At 64.9% G+C, this 16,707-nt stretch carries 21 protein-coding genes; 8 read left to right on the forward strand and 13 right to left on the reverse strand.

The window, feature by feature from the left end; all coding sequences use genetic code 11:
* Positions 1–16: 16 nt before the first annotated feature.
* From H7A76_RS28185 to H7A76_RS28240, 12 genes are all read right to left on the reverse strand, one after another.
* A complete protein-coding gene (locus H7A76_RS28185; protein WP_068580119.1) occupies positions 17–901 on the reverse strand; it encodes a transporter substrate-binding domain-containing protein in 885 nt (294 codons plus the stop codon).
* Positions 898–1,680 carry an amino acid ABC transporter ATP-binding protein gene (locus H7A76_RS28190; RefSeq protein WP_022644163.1) on the reverse strand — a complete coding sequence of 261 codons (783 nt, stop codon included), beginning with the start codon at positions 1,678–1,680 and terminating at the stop codon, positions 898–900. Before H7A76_RS28190 ends, H7A76_RS28185 begins: the two co-directional genes overlap by 4 nt.
* Entirely contained in the window at positions 1,677–2,336 is a 660-nt protein-coding gene (locus H7A76_RS28195) for an amino acid ABC transporter permease (protein WP_185701559.1), read from the reverse strand. Before H7A76_RS28195 ends, H7A76_RS28190 begins: the two co-directional genes overlap by 4 nt.
* Positions 2,317–2,982 (reverse strand): amino acid ABC transporter permease, encoded by a 666-nt coding sequence (locus H7A76_RS28200; RefSeq protein ID WP_185701560.1) that lies wholly within the window; start codon positions 2,980–2,982, stop codon positions 2,317–2,319. Before H7A76_RS28200 ends, H7A76_RS28195 begins: the two co-directional genes overlap by 20 nt.
* Positions 2,983–3,427: 445 nt before the next feature.
* Positions 3,428–4,210, reverse strand: coding sequence for a MetQ/NlpA family ABC transporter substrate-binding protein (locus H7A76_RS28205; protein ID WP_185701561.1), 783 nt, complete (start codon positions 4,208–4,210; stop codon positions 3,428–3,430).
* A 441-nt stretch (positions 4,211–4,651) separates the two neighbouring features.
* Positions 4,652–5,572 carry a sigma 54-interacting transcriptional regulator gene (locus tag H7A76_RS28210; RefSeq protein ID WP_185701562.1) on the reverse strand — a complete coding sequence of 307 codons (921 nt, stop codon included), beginning with the start codon at positions 5,570–5,572 and terminating at the stop codon, positions 4,652–4,654.
* Between the two features lie 58 nt (positions 5,573–5,630).
* Positions 5,631–6,212, reverse strand: a complete 582-nt coding sequence (locus H7A76_RS28215) for an alpha/beta hydrolase (RefSeq protein WP_185701563.1) — start codon at positions 6,210–6,212, stop codon at positions 5,631–5,633.
* A gap of 307 nt (positions 6,213–6,519) precedes the next feature.
* Positions 6,520–6,921, reverse strand: coding sequence for an ExbD/TolR family protein (locus H7A76_RS28220; RefSeq protein ID WP_053132759.1), 402 nt, complete (start codon positions 6,919–6,921; stop codon positions 6,520–6,522).
* Position 6,922: 1 nt separating this feature from the next.
* A complete protein-coding gene (locus H7A76_RS28225) occupies positions 6,923–7,648 on the reverse strand; it encodes a MotA/TolQ/ExbB proton channel family protein (protein WP_185701564.1) in 726 nt (241 codons plus the stop codon).
* A gap of 41 nt (positions 7,649–7,689) precedes the next feature.
* A complete protein-coding gene (locus H7A76_RS28230) occupies positions 7,690–8,505 on the reverse strand; it encodes an energy transducer TonB (protein WP_185701565.1) in 816 nt (271 codons plus the stop codon).
* A gap of 398 nt (positions 8,506–8,903) precedes the next feature.
* On the reverse strand, positions 8,904–9,122 hold the full coding sequence (locus tag H7A76_RS28235; protein ID WP_185701566.1) for a hypothetical protein: 219 nt from the start codon (positions 9,120–9,122) through the stop codon (positions 8,904–8,906).
* A gap of 178 nt (positions 9,123–9,300) precedes the next feature.
* Positions 9,301–10,149 carry a LysR substrate-binding domain-containing protein gene (locus tag H7A76_RS28240; protein ID WP_185701567.1) on the reverse strand — a complete coding sequence of 283 codons (849 nt, stop codon included), beginning with the start codon at positions 10,147–10,149 and terminating at the stop codon, positions 9,301–9,303.
* Between the two features lie 106 nt (positions 10,150–10,255).
* On the opposite strand from H7A76_RS28240, the gene H7A76_RS28245 reads away from it, so the two are divergent.
* The 8 genes from H7A76_RS28245 to H7A76_RS28280 all read left to right on the forward strand — a co-directional run bounded on the left by H7A76_RS28245 (position 10,256) and on the right by H7A76_RS28280 (position 15,323).
* Positions 10,256–10,918, forward strand: a complete 663-nt coding sequence (locus tag H7A76_RS28245; RefSeq protein WP_185701568.1) for an ankyrin repeat domain-containing protein — start codon at positions 10,256–10,258, stop codon at positions 10,916–10,918.
* A 28-nt stretch (positions 10,919–10,946) separates the two neighbouring features.
* Entirely contained in the window at positions 10,947–11,408 is a 462-nt protein-coding gene (locus tag H7A76_RS28250) for a nucleoside deaminase (protein WP_185701569.1), read from the forward strand.
* Positions 11,395–12,600, forward strand: coding sequence for a CynX/NimT family MFS transporter (locus H7A76_RS28255; protein ID WP_185701570.1), 1,206 nt, complete (start codon positions 11,395–11,397; stop codon positions 12,598–12,600). The genes H7A76_RS28250 and H7A76_RS28255 overlap by 14 nt, the downstream gene beginning before the upstream one ends.
* Before the next feature lie 311 nt (positions 12,601–12,911).
* Positions 12,912–13,490: a hypothetical protein gene (locus tag H7A76_RS28260; protein WP_185701571.1), complete on the forward strand. Its 579-nt coding sequence runs from the start codon at positions 12,912–12,914 to the stop codon at positions 13,488–13,490.
* A gap of 9 nt (positions 13,491–13,499) precedes the next feature.
* The gene (locus tag H7A76_RS28265; protein WP_022643915.1) at positions 13,500–13,706 is read left to right on the forward strand and encodes a helix-turn-helix domain-containing protein; all 207 of its coding nucleotides are present in this window, start codon (positions 13,500–13,502) and stop codon (positions 13,704–13,706) included.
* Positions 13,707–13,794: 88 nt separating this feature from the next.
* Entirely contained in the window at positions 13,795–14,460 is a 666-nt protein-coding gene (locus H7A76_RS28270; RefSeq protein ID WP_185701572.1) for a hypothetical protein, read from the forward strand.
* A gap of 96 nt (positions 14,461–14,556) precedes the next feature.
* The gene (locus tag H7A76_RS28275) at positions 14,557–14,985 is read left to right on the forward strand and encodes an SMI1/KNR4 family protein (RefSeq protein WP_260498100.1); all 429 of its coding nucleotides are present in this window, start codon (positions 14,557–14,559) and stop codon (positions 14,983–14,985) included.
* Positions 14,982–15,323: a hypothetical protein gene (locus tag H7A76_RS28280; RefSeq protein ID WP_185701574.1), complete on the forward strand. Its 342-nt coding sequence runs from the start codon at positions 14,982–14,984 to the stop codon at positions 15,321–15,323. The genes H7A76_RS28275 and H7A76_RS28280 overlap by 4 nt, the downstream gene beginning before the upstream one ends.
* Positions 15,324–15,360: 37 nt before the next feature.
* Here the strand turns inward: H7A76_RS28280 and H7A76_RS28285 are convergent, their stop codons facing one another.
* A complete protein-coding gene (locus tag H7A76_RS28285) occupies positions 15,361–16,701 on the reverse strand; it encodes an aryl-sulfate sulfotransferase (protein ID WP_185701575.1) in 1,341 nt (446 codons plus the stop codon).
* Positions 16,702–16,707: the final 6 nt, after the last annotated feature.

The raw sequence follows: 16,707 nt of genomic DNA on the forward strand, positions 1-16,707 counted from the left end.
AAGCGCCCGGGGCGGATCACCCCTGCCACTTGCCGCCTTCGACGATCACGCTGTCGGGGTTGGTGTCGTCGCTCAGTTCCTTGCGCACGTACTGGTCGTACAGCTTGAGCAGGTACTTCTGCTCGCCCAGCTTGGCCAGCTCGGCATTGACCCAGTCACGCAGCTCGGTGTTGCCCTTCTTCACCGCCGGGGCGATCGGCGCCTGCTCGCCCAGGGTCTGCGGCAGCACGCGGTAGCCCGGGTTCTGCTTGGACCAGCTGAACAGGATCAGGTTGTCCTGGGCGTAGGCATCGCCACGGCCATTGGCCAGGGCCTGCAGGGACTCGGTGTTCTTCTCGAACTTGAGCAGCTTCCAGTCCGGGTGGTTCTGGGTCAGCCAGATATCCGCGGTGGTGCCGGTGGTGACGATGGTGGTGCGGCTCGCCAGGTCATCCAGGCTTTTCACCGGGCTGCCCTCGGGCACCAGGGCCTGGACCGCGACCTTGAGGTTGGGGTTGGTGAATTCCACCGCTTCCTTGCGCTCGGGGGTCACGGTCATGTTGGCCAGGATCAGGTCGACCTTGTCGCTTTGCAGGAACGGAATGCGGCTGGCCGGCTCCACGGCGACGAACTCCACCTTGTTCTCGTCGCCCAGCAGGTCCTTGGCGAACTGGCGGCCGATGTCGGTATCGAAGCCCACGTAGCGCCCGGCCTCATCGACGAAACCGAACGGCGGCTTGTCGGTGAACACGCCGACAATCAGCTTGTCCCGGGCCTTGATCTTGTCCAGGTAGCTGGCCGCCGGCGCAGCGCTGGCGGCACTGGCCGCAGGCTTGGAGGCCTCGGAAGATTTATCGCAGCCAGCCAGCAGGGCCAGGCCGAACAGCGGTAGCAACAGCAGTGAAGACTTGACGGTTTTCATAAGAGCTCCAGTTCCTTTCTAGGGGCTTTCTTGGGTAATGCTTCGACGAACGAGAACTTCTCCAGGAACTGCTGCGCGCGAACGGTCTGCGGGTTCGTGAAGAAAGCTTCGGGGGTGTTCTGCTCGAGGATGCGGCCAGCGTCCATGAACACGATGCGGTCGGCTACGGCCCGGGCGAAGGCCATTTCATGGGTGACGATCAGCAGCGTCATGCCGTCCCGGGCCAGGCCCTGGATCACTTGCAGCACTTCCTTGACCATTTCCGGATCCAGCGCCGCGGTGACCTCGTCGAACAGCATCACCTGGGGGTTCATGCACAGCGAGCGGACGATGGCGATGCGTTGCTGCTGGCCGCCGGACAGCTGCCGGGGAAACGCCTGGCGCTTGTCCGCCAGCCCGACCCGTTCCAACAGCGCCTCGGCCTGGGCCTGGGCCTCGCGGCGCTGGCGCTTCTGCACCTTGAGCGGGCCGAGGAGGATGTTGTCCAGCACGTTCATGTGGGGAAACAGGTGATAGCTCTGGAACACCATGCCGATCTGCTGGCGTACCTGGCGCCAGTCGGTGGCCGGGTCCAGCAGCTCGCGGCCGGCGAAGCGCAGGTGGCCACCCTGGGCGCTTTCCAGGCCGTTGAGGCAGCGCAGCAGGGTGCTCTTGCCGCAGCCGCTGGGGCCGAGGATGACGATCACCTCGCCCGACGCCACGCTCAGGTCGATATCGCGCAGCACCTGCTGCGAGCCGAAGAACTTGTTGAAACCCTGGAACTCGATCAATGCGCTCATGCTTGCGTCCAGCGCCGCTCCAGCACGCGGGAGGCGGCCGACAGCGGGTAGCAGATGAAAAAGAAAAACAGGAACAGGACGCCGTAGATCAGCACCGACTCGTAGGTACGCTCGATGATCTGCTGGCCGACCTTGATCACGTCCACCACGCCGATCAGCACCGCCAGGGAGCTGGTCTTGATGATCCGCGTGTAGACGTTGATGGTCGGCGGCGTCATGCGCTTGAGGGCCTGGGGCAGCAGCACGTGGCCATACAGCTGCAACGTCGACAGGCCGATGGACAACCCCGCCTCACGCTGGCCCCGGGGCAGCGAACGCAGCGCCCCGCGCACCACCTCGCCGACCTCGCTGGCGCCCCACAGCGACAGCACCAGCACCGCACAGGTGAAGCTGGGAATGCTGATGCCGAAGAAGATCGGGAAGCCGAAGAACAGCAAGTACAGCCAGACCAGCACCGGGATCGCCCGGAACAGCTCCAGGTAGAGGCGCAGCGGCACATCCAGCACTCGCCGCTGCAGGCTGCACAGCACGCCATAGAGCACGCCGCCCAGGGTGCTGAAGAGGATGCTCAGCAAGGAAATCGACAAGGTCTGCTCGGCGCCCCGGGCCAGTTGCGGCAGGGACACCAGCAGCAGCTCAAGACCCGAACTGGCCATGTTGCAGCCTCCTTTCCAGGTAGCTGAGCAACAGCGACAGCGGCAGGAACAGCAGCACGCAGATCAGCGTCAGCACCGCCAACATCTCGTAGGTCTTGTAGTACAGGGCGATGTAGCTCTTGGTGGTGTAGAGGATCTCCGGCACCGCCACCGCCGAGACCACGGTGGTCTCCTTGAGCAGGAAGATGAAGTTGGCGAACAGCGACGGCAGGCTGAGGATGCCCGCCTGGGGCAGGATCACATAGCGCAGCAGCTGCCAGCGCGACAGGCCGATGGAGCGCCCCGATTCCAGCTGGGCCAGCGGCACCGCCTCGACCCCGGCGCGCAGCACCTCGGTGAGATAGGCACCGCCGAGGAAAGTCATGGTGATGATCGCCGCGGTGAAGCCTGAGACCTTGATCCCCAGGGCCGGCAGGGCGAAGTAGACGAAGAACAGCTGGATCAGCAACGGCGTGTTGCGCGCCAGCTCCACGTACAGGCCGATCAGGCGGTGCACATAGGGCGTGCGGAACACCAGGAAGGCAGCGTTGATCAACGCCACTAGCAGGGAGGTACCGATGGCGATCAGGCCGACCTGCAGGGTCACCCCCACGGCCTTGAGGAACGCCGGCAGGGTGCTGAGGATGAAAGCGTAGTCGAGGGTCATTGAACGTCCTGGACGTCGCCGGGATACGGCGACGGTGATGCAGTCCATGGGGCGATGGGTAATCGCCGGGCTGAGCGCGACTCTAAAGCTATAAAAAGCAGAATTTAAATACCGTTAAGGCATATTGATATCACCCAAAAACCTAACCCGCGGATTTGCCGGGCTGGCATCCAGCGACTACCTTTTTGCCTGCCTGCCGGGTTCATGAGGACCGGGGCATTTCCCAGGACGCGCAGCTTCACAAGGACGATGACCATGGCCGATGAAAAGACTCCGCAACCGCTCGATCCCCATGACTTGCTCAAATGGCTCATGGCCTTGCGCCGGGCCATGCAGCCGGCGGGCTGACGCTGGCCAAAGATCCCAGCAATAAAAAACGCCGACGCTGGCCTAGCCGTCGGCGTTCGAACCTTGAAGGGGTTGGTCCGGTGGACAGCCTAGCCCATCAGAAGGCCGGCAATACCGCGCCGCTGTATTTCTTCTCGATGAAAGCCTTCACTTCAGGGCTGGTCAGGGCCTTGGCCAGCTTCTGGATGGCCGGGCTGTCCTTGTTGTCCGGACGGGCCACCAGGTAGTTCACGTAGGGCGAGTCGGCGCCTTCGATCACCAGCGCATCCTTGGCCGGGTTCAGGCCGGCTTCCAGGGCGTAGTTGGTGTTGATCATGTCCAGGTCAACCTGGTCCAGGACCCGTGGCAGCATGGCCGATTCCAGTTCCCTGAACTTGAAGTTGTGCGGGTTCTTGGCGATGTCCTTCGGAGTGGACACGGCGTTCTTCGGATCCTTGAGTTCGATCAGGCCGGCCTTGTGCAGCAGGATCAGCGCACGACCGCTGTTGCTGCCTTCGTTGGGGATGGCGATGCTGGCGCCGTCCTTCAGCTCGGCCAGGCTCTTGACCTTCTTCGAGTAGCCGCCGAAAGGCTCGACATGCACGCCGATCACGGTCTCCAGGTGGGTGCCCTTGCCTTCGTTGAAGTTCTTCAGGTACGGCAGGGTCTGGAAGTAGTTGGCGTCCAGGCGCTTCTGGTCCACTTGCACGTTGGGCTGCACGTAGTCGGTGAAGACCTTCACTTCCAGGTCCACGCCTTCCTTGGCCAGGGTCGGCTTGATCAGCTCGAGGATCTCGGCGTGCGGCACTGGGGTCGCGGCGACGACCAGCTTCTCGCCGGCCTGGGCGATACCGGCGCCCAGGGCTGCCGCCAGTGCGGTGAACAACAGAACTTTTTTCATGGGATGTCCTTAGGTGTCGGGGTCCGACGACGGCTTCAAACAGGGAGTGGATCGGGATACTGGTGAAGTGCCACTGCTGGCGTGAACCGGACAATACCGAGATTTTTTATTCCCGAAAAATATCTTTTATTCAATTTCATATTCCATTTTGTTCATACAGCCGAAAAGCCCCTTGCCAGAGCGCTCGCCCTATCGCAGCACCCGGCGAAGGTTGCACCGCTGTCGAGCGCGGCAAGGCTAGGTCAAGGCCGGCAGGGCCTTCAGGCAGGCCATTGAGCGGACTTCTTGGCGGCCGCTACGCGCCCTTACGCAGCCTGTAGCCGCTGTCGAGCCTGCGAGGCTGCGCACGAGGACGCAGTCCTCGCGCAACGAACTCCGCCCAAATCTCGTAGCGCCTGGACAGACAGGCGCTCCGCGCCCGGGCGCAGCCTGCGCCAGCGCCTACACCGCCAGCAGTTGCTTGAGGGCGGCGCGATCCGCCTCGGTGCCGGACTCGAGGATCCCGCGTACCAGCAGGCGCACCTGCTCCAGGGGCGCGGCCTGGGACGGCAGGTTGAGGTGTTCCGGAAGAATTTCCCCCCCATCGCTGACCAGCAGGGCGAAGTGAATGACGTTCTCCAGCTCGCGGGTATTGCCTGGCCAGCTGTGGCGCTCCAGGACCTGTTGCGCGGCTTCGCTGATCAGCGGCACGGGCAGGTCCAGGCGCTGGCTGTAGATCCCCAGGAAGTATTCGGCCAACGATTCGATATCCCCCACCCGCTCGCGCAGGGCCGGCAGCTCCAGCTGGCCCTCGCTCAGGTAGCGATACAAGCGCTCGTGGAACTTGCCCGCCGCCACCGCCTGGGCCAGGTCGATGCTGGTGGCCGCCACCAGGCGCACATCCACCGGGCTTGGCTGCTGCGCGCCGACCCGGGTCACCTCGTGGTTCTCCAGGGCCGCCAGCAGCTTGGTCTGGATCGGCAGCGGCAGGTCGCCGATCTCGTCCAGGTACAGGGTCCCGCCATTGGCCGAGCCGAACCAGCCGGCCCGGCTGCTGGCCGAGCCGCTGAAGCTGCCCGCGGCATAACCGAACAGCTCGGCGTCGGCGTAGGTCGGGCTGATGGCCCCGCAGTTGACCGAGACGAACAACCCGCCACGATCGCTGGCGCGGTGGATATGCCGGGCCAGCAGCTCCTTGCCGGTGCCGGTCTCGCTACGGATCAGCACCGAGGTCGAACGCGGCGCCAGTTGCTCCAGCTCCTCGCGCAGCTGGCGCGAACGCGGATCGACGAACACCAGCGCCTTGGCGCGGATGCTCAGGGGGCTTTTCTCGGCATCGGGAAAGGTCAGCAACGGCTGGCCGAAGGGGGTATGCGAACTCATGGCGGACTCCCGCCCCAAGGTGCCTGGAGGCGGGGGCGTTTAAACGAAAGAAGAAAACTCAGGCACGACGCAGGGCGTGCTGTTCCATGCGGTTTTGCAGGCGGTAGAGATAGGCGAAGCCCTGTTCCCAGCGATGGTGGCCGGACTTGACGTTGATATGCCCGGCACCGGCCAGGATCCCGGCCTCGGCGCCCCAGTCCCGGGCCAGCTCCAGGGCTCGCGCCGCGCTGACCGCGCTGTCGTTGTCCGAGCTGACCACCTGGCTGGGGAACGGCAGCAGGCCCCGGGGGATCGGGGCGAAATTGCGCAGCGCCGGGACACAGGCCGGACGCTCCACGTCCGCCGGCGCCACCAGCAGCGCGCCACGCACCTGGCGCAAGGCCGCCAGCGGCGCCCGCGCCGCCCAATGGACCACGGTGACGCAACCCAGGCTATGGGCGATCAGGATCACCGGGGTGTCATCGGCGGCAATGGCTTCGGCCAACGCGGCGACCCAGTCTTCCCGGCGCGGCGTCAGCCAGTCGGCCTGCTCCACTCGCGCACTGTTGGGCAGGCTGCGCTGCCAGTGGCTTTGCCAATGATCTTCTGGCGATCCCTGCCAGCCCGGCACAATCAAGTAGCGAATGGATTCGTTGCGCATGGGGAACTCTCCTGCTGCGTGTCTGTTCCCGAACGAGTATAGGGAGGGGATTTATATTGGTTAAGGAATAAGAAGCTATTTATTAAGACCTATAAAGAATATAAAACCCAACCCGCTCCACCTCGTGCAATCGCTGCCGCAGGCTGCGCAACGGCCGCCCGGGAGCCCATTCCACCGCGCACTTGAAGGCCCTGCGGGCCTTGGCGCAGCCTCGCTGCGCTCGACAGCGGCTACAGGGCCACAACAAAAAAAAGGCCGCACCCTGCCAAGGAGACGGCCTGAAAAGTCGTGGCTTTGTTGCTCGGTATCAGCGGGCGGTGATCACCGACAGCTTGGTGATGCCCGCACGCTCGATGGACGCCATGGCCCGGGCCACCTCGCCGTAGTTGACGCCATCGTCGGCCTGCAGCTGGACGCGGACTTCCGGGTCCTTCTGCTTGGCCGCTTGCAGGTTGGTTTCCAAGAGATCCGGTTGGATCTCGTCCTTGTTGATAAACAGCTTGCCGGTGCCATCGATGCTCACCACCAGCGGGTCCTTCTGCTCCACCGGGGCCACGGCCTCGGTCTTGGGCAGGTTGATGGGAATGGCGTTGGTCAAGAGCGGCGCGGTGACGATGAACACCACCAGCAGCACCAGCATCACGTCCACCAGCGGGGTGACGTTGATCTCGCTCAGTACCTCGTCGCTATCCTGGGTCGAGAAGGCCATGTCAGGAGGCCTCCTTCACTTTGTGGCCGGAGCCTTGGGCCGCGACCTTGTGCGCGGCCGGGTGGATCAGCACACGGAACGAACTCTTCTGCGCCAGGCTGTAGAAGTCATGGGCGAAGTCATCGAGGTCGGCGGCGGTCAGCTTCAGGCGCCGCAGGAAGTAGTTGTAGACCAGCACCGCCGGCACGGCGACGGCGATCCCCACGCCCGTGGCCACCAGCGCCGCGCCAATAGGCCCGGCCACGGTTTCCAGGCTGGCCGAGCCCGCGGCGCTGATGCCCTTGAGCGCTTCCATGATCCCCCATACGGTGCCGAACAGGCCGATGAAGGGCGAGGTGCTGCCGATACTGGCAACCACCGCCAGGCCTGTCTCAAGGGAGCGGCGCTCACGCACGATCTGCTGGCGCAGGGCACGCTCGAGCCGGTCCTGGTGGTTGATCGCCTGGCTCAGGTCGGCGGCGTGGGCGGCATCGCCCACCTGGATCGCCGCGTAGCCGGCCTGGGCCACCCGGGCCGCCGCACCGGGCTGGGTTTCGCTCAGGGGCGCGGCGGAGTCCAGGCTCGACGCCGCCCAGAACTGATTGTGGAACTTGCGATCCTGGGCCTTGAGGCGGGCGAACTGCACGCCCTTGACCAGGGCCAGGCCCCAGGTGGCGACGGAGAAGACCACCAGCAGCCAGATCACCGCGCTTTCGATGGATTCCAGTGGAGATGCCAGTAACGTCATGATGTGTTCCCTCTATAAGCGTGTGGATCGGGCCTTGTGGCTCAATGGATCTTGAAATCGATAGGTACGCTGACCCAGCCGTCCTGGGCCACGTCGCCCTGCTTGGCCGGGACGAAGCTCCAGCGCTTGACCGCGGCCAGGGCCGCATCGTCGAGTTGCTGGCGCCCACTGCTCTTCTGGATCTGGATCTCTCCCGGCTTGCCGCTGGCCAGCACGTGCACCCGAAGCAGCACCGTGCCTTCCCAACCCCGCCGCTGGGCCAGGGAGGGGTATTCCGGTGCCGGATTCTTCAGGTACGCGGCGCTGGCCGAAGCCGGGGTCACCGGAGCGGGAGCCGCTGGCGCGGGCGGGGCCGGGGCGGCCACCGGCGCGACCGGCTGCGGCGCTGCCGGAGCCTGCTGCACTGGCTTGGGCGCGGGCTTGGGTTCGGGCTTGGGCAGCGGTTTTGGCTTGGGCTTGGGCACCGGCTTGGGTGGCGGCGGCTTCACTGCCAGCTCGTCCTCCACCGGCGGCGGTGGCTCCACCACCGGCTGGACCGGCTGCGGTGGCGGCGGCTCGACCACCGGTGGCGCCGGATGCGAGAACTCGATGGTCATGGGCGGGATTTCCGGCGGCACGATGGGCAGCACCGGAGTGGGCTTCTGGCTCAGCCAGTAGATCACCGCGCCGTGCAACACCAGGGCCGCCACTCCCAGGAGAATCGCCTCGCGCCGGCGCAGCACCCGCTTGGGTGTGCGTTGCAGCCGAGCCTGGCCCAGCGGCAAGCGATGCGGCCGGCCGAGATCGACCAACTCGCCGCTGGGTGCCTGGCGCCACGGCACCTCCTGCGCGCTGGCGACGGTCTGGACATTGCCCATTGATTCACTCCCTACGATCTTCTGCGGATAACCGGCACCAGCGCCCTGACTCCCCCGCGCAACGGTGCCGTGGGGTCCATGATCCGCGCCCCTCGCTTATCTCTTAAAGTAATCTTTCAAGTTATATATAGACCCGCATGGAATATACAAAACTCGTGAAACCCTCCAGGCCGCGTGAATCAAGGGCTGCAGCCGCAACGGCGAAAGTCCATGCCTTGCCGGCATGAAAAATATTCCCGCAAGGCATCGAAAACACCTGGATAGCAGCCTCGATACAACTAACCAGAAGCAACGGCCCACAACTAAACTCAAACTCCGGGCACGACAAAGCCGCTGGAACATCACGCAAAGTTAATATCGACTAGCGGATATCCAGCGGCTGTCAGTTATCGAACTCGTTACTGCTTGAGGAATTCACCACTCAGGCCGACCACATCACCGCTGAAGTTGCTGCGGGCTCCGGACGCACGCAACCGAGCGTAGTTGTGATCGGCGGAAAACAGCGCCCAGGCCTGGGTCAACTCTCCGCTGAACGAACCGTTGGCGTCGTTGCCATCGGTCACGACCAGGCGGGCGTCGGCGTTGGAGTCTGCATAGGTGCCATTGATGCTCGACATGATGCAGGTTTCCTTATGCAGTTAAAGGTTTCTTCCAATGAAGCAAGTTCAAGAAGAACTCACGAAACCAGCATGGCCGGCACCCAAAAAGTTGCCCAAGACAAACTTGAGTTACAACTAATCAAATAGCTATAGAGTCCAGCACGCCCCCTACAGGCCATATCCACGCCAAGGCAACTTATAACTTTCCGGCCGCCAGCACGCGCAACTGCTCCTGCAATGCCTTGCCTGCCCGGCTCAAGCCGCTGCCGGCATACAGGGCCAGGCGCACGCCCTGGATATCCGGCAGGCCGCTGGCGGCATCGAGGATGCGGTGCTGCTTGCCCAGCACCCGTACCGGCAACAGGCTGATCCCCAGGCCCGCGCCCACCGCCGAGCAGACACTGGCCAGGCTGGCGCTGGAATAGGCGATGCGCCAGGGCCAACCGCCCACTTCCAGGTGGTGGAGCATTTCCTGGCGGTACAAGCCCCCCACGGGAAAGGCCACCAGCGGCAGCGGTTCGCGCCCGAAGGCCGGTTGCCGGAGGCTATCGGCCCAGCACAACGGCTCGGGCCAGGAATCCAGGCAGTCGTCGCCATGGCCCATCTGCTTGACCAGCAACAGGTCGAACTCGCCACGCCGGTATTGGCGCAGCAACTCCGGCCCCAGGCCGCAAGTGACCTCCAGGCGCACCGCCGGGTAGTCGCGGCCAAACCGTGACAGCAACGGCATCAGGCGCTCGGCGGCATAGTCCTCCGGCACGCCCAGGCGCAGCACTTCTTCACTGCGCTGGTTGATCAGCACGTCGCTGGCCTCTTCGTGCAGCGCCAGGATGCGCCGGGCATAGGCCAGCAACCGCTCGCCCTCTACAGTCGCCGCCACCAGGCGCTGGTCGCGGTCCAGCAACTGGCAGCCCAGGCTTTGCTCCAGGCGTCGAACCTGCTGGCTCACGGTGGACTGGGTCAGGTGCAGGCGCTCGGCGGCGCGGGTGAAATTCTGGCAGTCGGCGACTGCCACGAAACTGCGCAACAACACGGGATCGAACATCGCCAAACCATTCTGATAGCCACTGATTGGCATGATTATATTTAATTTCAGAATACCCAGGGGCTTGCCCATACTCGTCGCTCATCAGTCGGAACGGGAGGTTTGCATGGGGTTCAACCGGTCCTTCAAACGCGGCCTGTTGGCCGCCGGCCTGCTCACGGCGGGAGGGGTAATGGCCAGCGACAATGCATTGCTCGAAGCAGTACGCAACGGACAGTTGCAGCCAGTACGCGAGCTCATCGCCCAGGGCGCGCCGCTCGACGACCGGGACCCGGATGGCAGCAGCCCGCTACTGCTGGCCACCCGCGGCAACCAGGTGGAGATCGCCCGGGCGCTGATCGAGGCCGGCGCCGACGTCAACCGCAAGAACCTGATGCAAGACAGCCCCTACCTGCTGGCCGGGGCCAGCGGCCACGACGAGATCCTCAAGCTGACCCTGGCCCATGGCGCCGACCTCAAGAGCACCAACCGCTACGGCGGCACGGCGCTGATCCCGGCCTGCGAGCGCGGCCACGAAACCACCGTGGGGTTGCTGATCGCCGCCGGGGTCGACCTGGACCACGTCAACCGCCTGGGCTGGACCTGCCTGCTGGAGGCGATCCTGCTCTCCGATGGCGGCCCGGCGCACCAGCGCATCGTCAGCCGGCTGATCGCCGCCGGCGCCGACCTGAACCTGCCGGACCGCGCCGGGATCAGCCCCCTGCGCCATGCCGAACAACGCGGCCAGGAGGCCATCGCCAAATTGCTGCGCGAAGCCGGGGCTTCCTGAGCTCGCGCAGTGCACGCCGGAGACTTGCATGCATAACGATCAACACTTCCTCGAACGAGCCGTGGCCCTGGCCCGACGCAACGTCGAGCAGGGCGGCCGGCCCTTCGGCGCCTTGCTGGTACGCGACGGCCAGGTGCTGGCCGAGGCGGTCAACGAAATCCACCTCAGCCAGGACCCCACCGCCCACGCCGAATTGCTGGCGATCCGCAGCGCCAGCCAGCAACTGGGCCCGCGCCTGGACGGCTGCGTGATCTACGCCAGCGGCCAGCCCTGCCCGATGTGCCTGGCGGCCATGCACCTGTGCGGCATATCCCGGGCGGTGTTCGCCGCCAGCAACCAACAGGCGGCGCCGTTCGGCCTGTCCACCGCGGCGATCTACGAACAACTGGGCCTGCCCCTGGCCGCCCAGCGCCTACTGGTGCAGCACCTGCCACAGGCGGCGATGCAGGCTATCTACCAGGATTGGCAAGACCGTCATGCCGCGCACTGAACCAGCGTTCAAGACCTTCGCCGGCTGGGCCTTGCTGGTGTGCCTGGGGCTCAACCTGCGGCCGATCCTCAGTTCGGTCAGCCCGCTGCTGGGACAGATCCGCGAAGCCACCGGCATGAGTTTCCAGAGCAGCGCCTGGCTCACCAGCCTGCCGGTGATCTGCATGGGCCTGGTGGCACTGCTGGGTGTGCGCATCGAAGCGCGCCTGGGAGAGCGCCACGGGGTTTCCCTGGGCCTGCTGCTGGTGCTTTTGGCCTGCCTGGCGCGCCTGTACTTCGGCCAGGCACCAGCCTTGCTGGCTTCCGCCCTGCTGGGCGGCGCCGGCGTCGCGCTGATCCAGGCCCTGGTGCCGGCGCTGATCAAGCGCCAATTCCAGCATCGAGTGGCCCTGGCGATGGGCGTGTATTCGGCCTCGCTGATGGGCGGTGGCGGGCTCGCCGCACTGCTCAGCCCGCAAGTGGCCCTGCACTTCGCCAGCTGGCGGATGGGCCTGGGAGTCTGGCTGCTACCGGCCATGGCGGCCCTGATGCTGTGGACCTGCCTGCCCCTGGGCGCCGCCCGCCGCCCGGGTGCCCGATCCGTGACTGACAGCCTGTGGAGCAACCGCCGGGCCTGGCTGCTGGCGCTGTACTTCGGCCTGGTGAACTGCGGCTACATGAGCATGGTGGCCTGGCTCCCGGCCTACTACCTGCAGATGGGCTGGAGCGCCACGCTGAGCGGTTCGTTGCTGGCGTTCATGACCGTGTTCCAGGTCATCGCCGCGCTGTTGATGCCAGCCCTGGCCCAACGCAGCGTCGACCGTCGGCCTCTGCTGGGCATCAGCCTCACCGCCCAGGCCCTGGGCTTTCTCGGCCTGGTGCTGTGGCCGCTGCAAGCACCGCACCTGTGGGTGGCGCTGATCGGCTTCGGCCTGGGCGCCTGCTTCGGCCTGAGCCTGATCCTCACCCTGGACCACCGCCGCGATCCCCGGGCGGCCGGGCAACTGGCGGCCTTCGTCCAGGGCGTGGGGTTCTTGCTCAACGCCGTCTCGCCCTGGCTCACCGGCTGGCTGCGCCAGGTCACCGGCGAGTTCACCAGCGCCTGGTGGGTGCTGGTCGCCGGTGCCGTGGCGATGCTGCTCCTGACCCGCATCTTCAGCCCGTCCAGCTACCAGCCCAGTGCCCGTTTCGACACCGCCGCACACGCCGCATGAGCCTGGGGCCGGGTCCATCGGGCGGCTCGTGCCGAGCCGTGCGCAGCCTGCGCCAGCGGCTACACGCAACCCTGTAGCCGCTGTCGAGCGCAGCGAGGCTGCGACCGGGCGCGCAGCGCCCGCAACACCAGCAACGCGCTGCGGCAGGTCACCGATGAACAGCAAACAACGGCCACCGGCCGGGACTCGATGGAGTGGGCCAAAGCAATAAACGTTGGAGCGCGGGGAAATATTAGGGGAAATAAATTATTGTAATTCGATAATTATTTATCAATAATCCGTCACCCCCACAGCTTTGCAAGGAATACCCGATGCCCCTCCAAAACAATGGTTCTGCCCAATACCGGTTACGCCGGGTCGGCATGCTGGCCGCGATCCTGGCCTGGGTCATGGGCATCGTGGAAATCGGCGGCAACGCCGGGCTCTGGATCTACAGCAAGGACCAGGTCCTGGGCGCCCTGCTCGGGGTCTTCGCCGAACACTGGCCACGCCTGCTGGAAGCCGACTTCAAGCCCTCCACCCTGAGCTTCGCCCTGCTGGTGATCCTGGACTTCCTGCCATTGCTGCTGTCGAGCTTCGCCCTGTGGCTGACCGGGGTGTTCTTCATGCGCCTGTCCCGGGGAGAAACCTGGAGCGATCGCAACATCCGCATCCTCTGGCGCGTAGGCATGCTATGGATCATCGCCCCGGCCACTTTCCCGATGATGGAGACCCTGCAAGGCCTGGCCCTGTCCATCGACCTGCCGCCCGGCGAACGCATCCTGCAGATCTCCGCTGGCTTCTCGTCCTACGCCGCGTACGAAGTGGTCAAAGGAATCTTGCTGTGCTCGTTTTCCATTATCATGCGCGACGCGAAAATCCTCAGTGATGAGCACAGTCACTACATATAGACCAATGAGATGACCATTATCGTTCGGCTTGACGTTGTCATGGCTAAAAACAAGATTCGCTCGAAAGAGCTGGCCGCCATCCTGGGCATTACCGAGGCCAATCTGTCGTTGCTGAAAAATGGCAAGGTCAAGGGGATGAAAATCGAGACCCTCGACAAACTCTGCGCCGCACTCGACTGCCAACCCGGCGACTTGCTGGAGTACCAGGCAGACTGAGACTGCGTCTCCCCCCTTCGCGTGTGTTTGCTCGAGTCCAGACCGTTAAAGCCTGTTCCAAGCCCTCCTGTTATCCACTGGCTGACTCATGACTCGTACTCTGCTCTACCCGCTGTTGCTGCTCGTCTCCCTGTTGACCGGCTGCGCCAATAAACTCGACGTGGCGATCGACGCCACCCCAGCCCAAGACTACTACTTCGATCGCCACGCCCCGGTACTGGTGACCGTCAACGGCGCCAAGGATGCCCAGGCCCTCAAGGCCAGCTACTACCTGCGCGACATGGTCGCCGCCCTGCATGGCATGGGCTTCACCAAGGTGTATACCGAGTCGGCATTGCCGAAGGATCATCCACCGTTTCGCCTGAACATCGCCCTGGATGTGGGCAGCAAAAGGACCAGCTACCGCTACACCGCCACCGACTACGCCTCGGTGCCCAGCAGTACCAAGACCACGTGCATGCCCGGCAAGCACCAGCAGACCGTGTGCACCAGCACCCCGACCATGTCCTACCGCGCCGTCGGCTCCTCGGAGCGCACCGCCTACACCACCCTCTCGACCTTCAACATCAAGGCCAAGGACGAGCAGAGCCGGCGCACGGTGTTCGTACTGCGGGCCTCGTCCTATAACGAGGATTGCCAGGACGCCAAGATCGAGGATTTGCTGGTGCAGGAGAGCCTGGACAACCTGGACTTTCGCAACCGGGTCCAGCGCCACTACAGCGTGACCCTGCCCGAAGGCCAGAGCTGCAAATAAGCGCCTACCGCGCACCAGGCGGCGCGCCTACAATCGCCCCTCGATGCCGTCCCCCATCGGCGGGCACGGCCCTTGAGCACAAGGTGCATGTCGAGCATGACCCTGGATTGGAACGCCTGGGAAATAGAACCCGGATCGACGGTGGACGAACACCTGATCGCCCAGGTGCAGCAACGCCTGGGCGTCGAGTTACCGCCGCTGTACCTGGAACTGGTGCGCTACGCCGAGGCCGCCACGCCAGGAATCGGCACCTTCGCCTATGGCAACGGCTACGCCTGCATCAGCGAATTCTTCGCTTTCAGCCTGAACGACGCCCCCTGGACCCTGCTCTGGTACGCCAGCCCTGGCCGCGTGCCAGGGCTCGCCGCCGGCAGCCTGGCGATTGCCCGGGATGCCGGCGGCTTGCTGATCTGCCTGGACTTCAACAGCCCGCGCGTGGCGGTGGAAATCTTCGACCCCGACAGCGCCAACCGCTACCCGGTGGCCGCCGACTTCCAGGCCTTCGTCGAGTTGTGGCAGCCATGAACACACCGCGTAGATGGATAGTCGTACCCACCAGCCAGGGCGCCCTGCAACGCCTGGACCTGGACCAGTGCCGGCCGGGCGACCTGGAGGAACTGGCCCTGTCCCCAGAGCAGTGGGCGAGCCTGTCTCGCAGCGACCTGCTGCCGAGCTTGAACCGCGCCCTGGGCATCCTGATCGACGACTACGAAGACGCCTCGATCCAGGGCCAGGCCGACCTCGCCACGGCGCTGGCGATCCTCACCCAGGCCGCGACCGCCGGGGATGAACTTATCCACAGGCTGATCGCCCTGAATCGGCTGGCCCTGGAGCGGGACACCGGCCTGTACTTCTACTTCTGAGCGGGCAGGCGCCTTCGCCAGGGGCGAGCTTGCGGGGTCAGATCCCGGCGCTGGCCTGTTTCAACTGCGGCTCTGGCGCCTGCACGGCGGTTTGCGAACGCGGCGTACCCTCCGGCACCCAGTCGTAGTTCACCGGCAGCGCACGATACACCCAGTTGCTCACCGCCTCGCTGCCCGGGGCCTTGCCCAGGTAGGGGCTGACGTATTCCCAGACGATCTCGCCAGCGGCGGTGACCTGGAAGAAACGCCCGTTCATGCCCTCGTCGATCAGGGTGTTGCCGTTGGGCAGGCGCCGCGCGCTGCTGATGAACGAGCTGTAGAAGGCCCAGCCCGGTTGCCTGGAACTGGCGGCGCTGTATTGCCAGACGATTTCACGCTTGATCGGATCGATCTCCAGCACCCGGGAGCCGGCGATCAGCCCCAGGGGTACCGAGGGGTAGCCGGCCGTGCCCTGGTTGTCGAACACCAGCAGGTTGCCGGCCCCCGGCAGGCCGGCGGGAATGATATGGGCATCGTGCTGGCCGACGAACTGGTCCACCGGGCGCGGCAGTTTGCCGGCGCTTTTGGGCTCGATCGGCGCCAGGTTCGGCCCCAGGCGCCAGACCACCTTGGCGCTGTGCTTGTCGATGATGGCGATGAAGTTGGCGTTGCGCGAATCGATCAGCAGGTTGTCCGGGGCGAAGCGTTTGTCACCGGCGTCGAACCAGCGGTTGGGGCCCACCACGCTGAGGTTGTTGATGTGCAGGTAGTCCGGGTTGCTGGTGCCGCGCACCAATTGCAACTGGGCGGGGGTGAAACCGAACTCCTTGAGGTGCTCGGAGGCCAGCCACTGCCATTTGACCTGGCCGTCGGGGCTGACTTCGTAGATCGCATCATCGATCACCTGGGGCACCTTGAAGCCCGCCACCTTGTGCACCTTGTTGGCCAGCACCAGGGTGTTGCCATTGCTCAACCGGCGCAGGTCATGGTGCTGCTGGGCCGCGCCGCCCGGGGCCTGGTCGCCCCATTGCCAGACCCGCTTGCCGTTCCAGTCCAGCTCGCCGACGCTCTGGTTGCCCAGGCCGTTGCCCGCCGAGCCGAGCGGGCCGGGGTCCTTGTCCTTGAGCTGCAACAGCACCCGGCCACGCTCGCCGCCCACCAGTTGCGGGTCGATGATGGCCGAGGGAAAACCGGCCTGGGGCCAGTTCCTGACCTCGTTGCCGTTCATGTCGATCAAGTGGGTCTGCTTGTCGGCACCGCTGAAGATCACGTACTGGTTATAGGCCTTGGCCGGGTCGTAGCGGGTCACGCCGGTGGGGTAGACGCTGGGCGCCGCGTGCAGCGCTCCGGCCAGCAAGGTGGTGGTGAACAAGACCAAGGGGGTTGTGGCGCGTGGCATGGCAGG

The organism is Pseudomonas sp. MSSRFD41 (genome assembly GCF_014230245.1).
GTDB lineage: Bacteria > Pseudomonadota > Gammaproteobacteria > Pseudomonadales > Pseudomonadaceae > Aquipseudomonas > Aquipseudomonas piscis.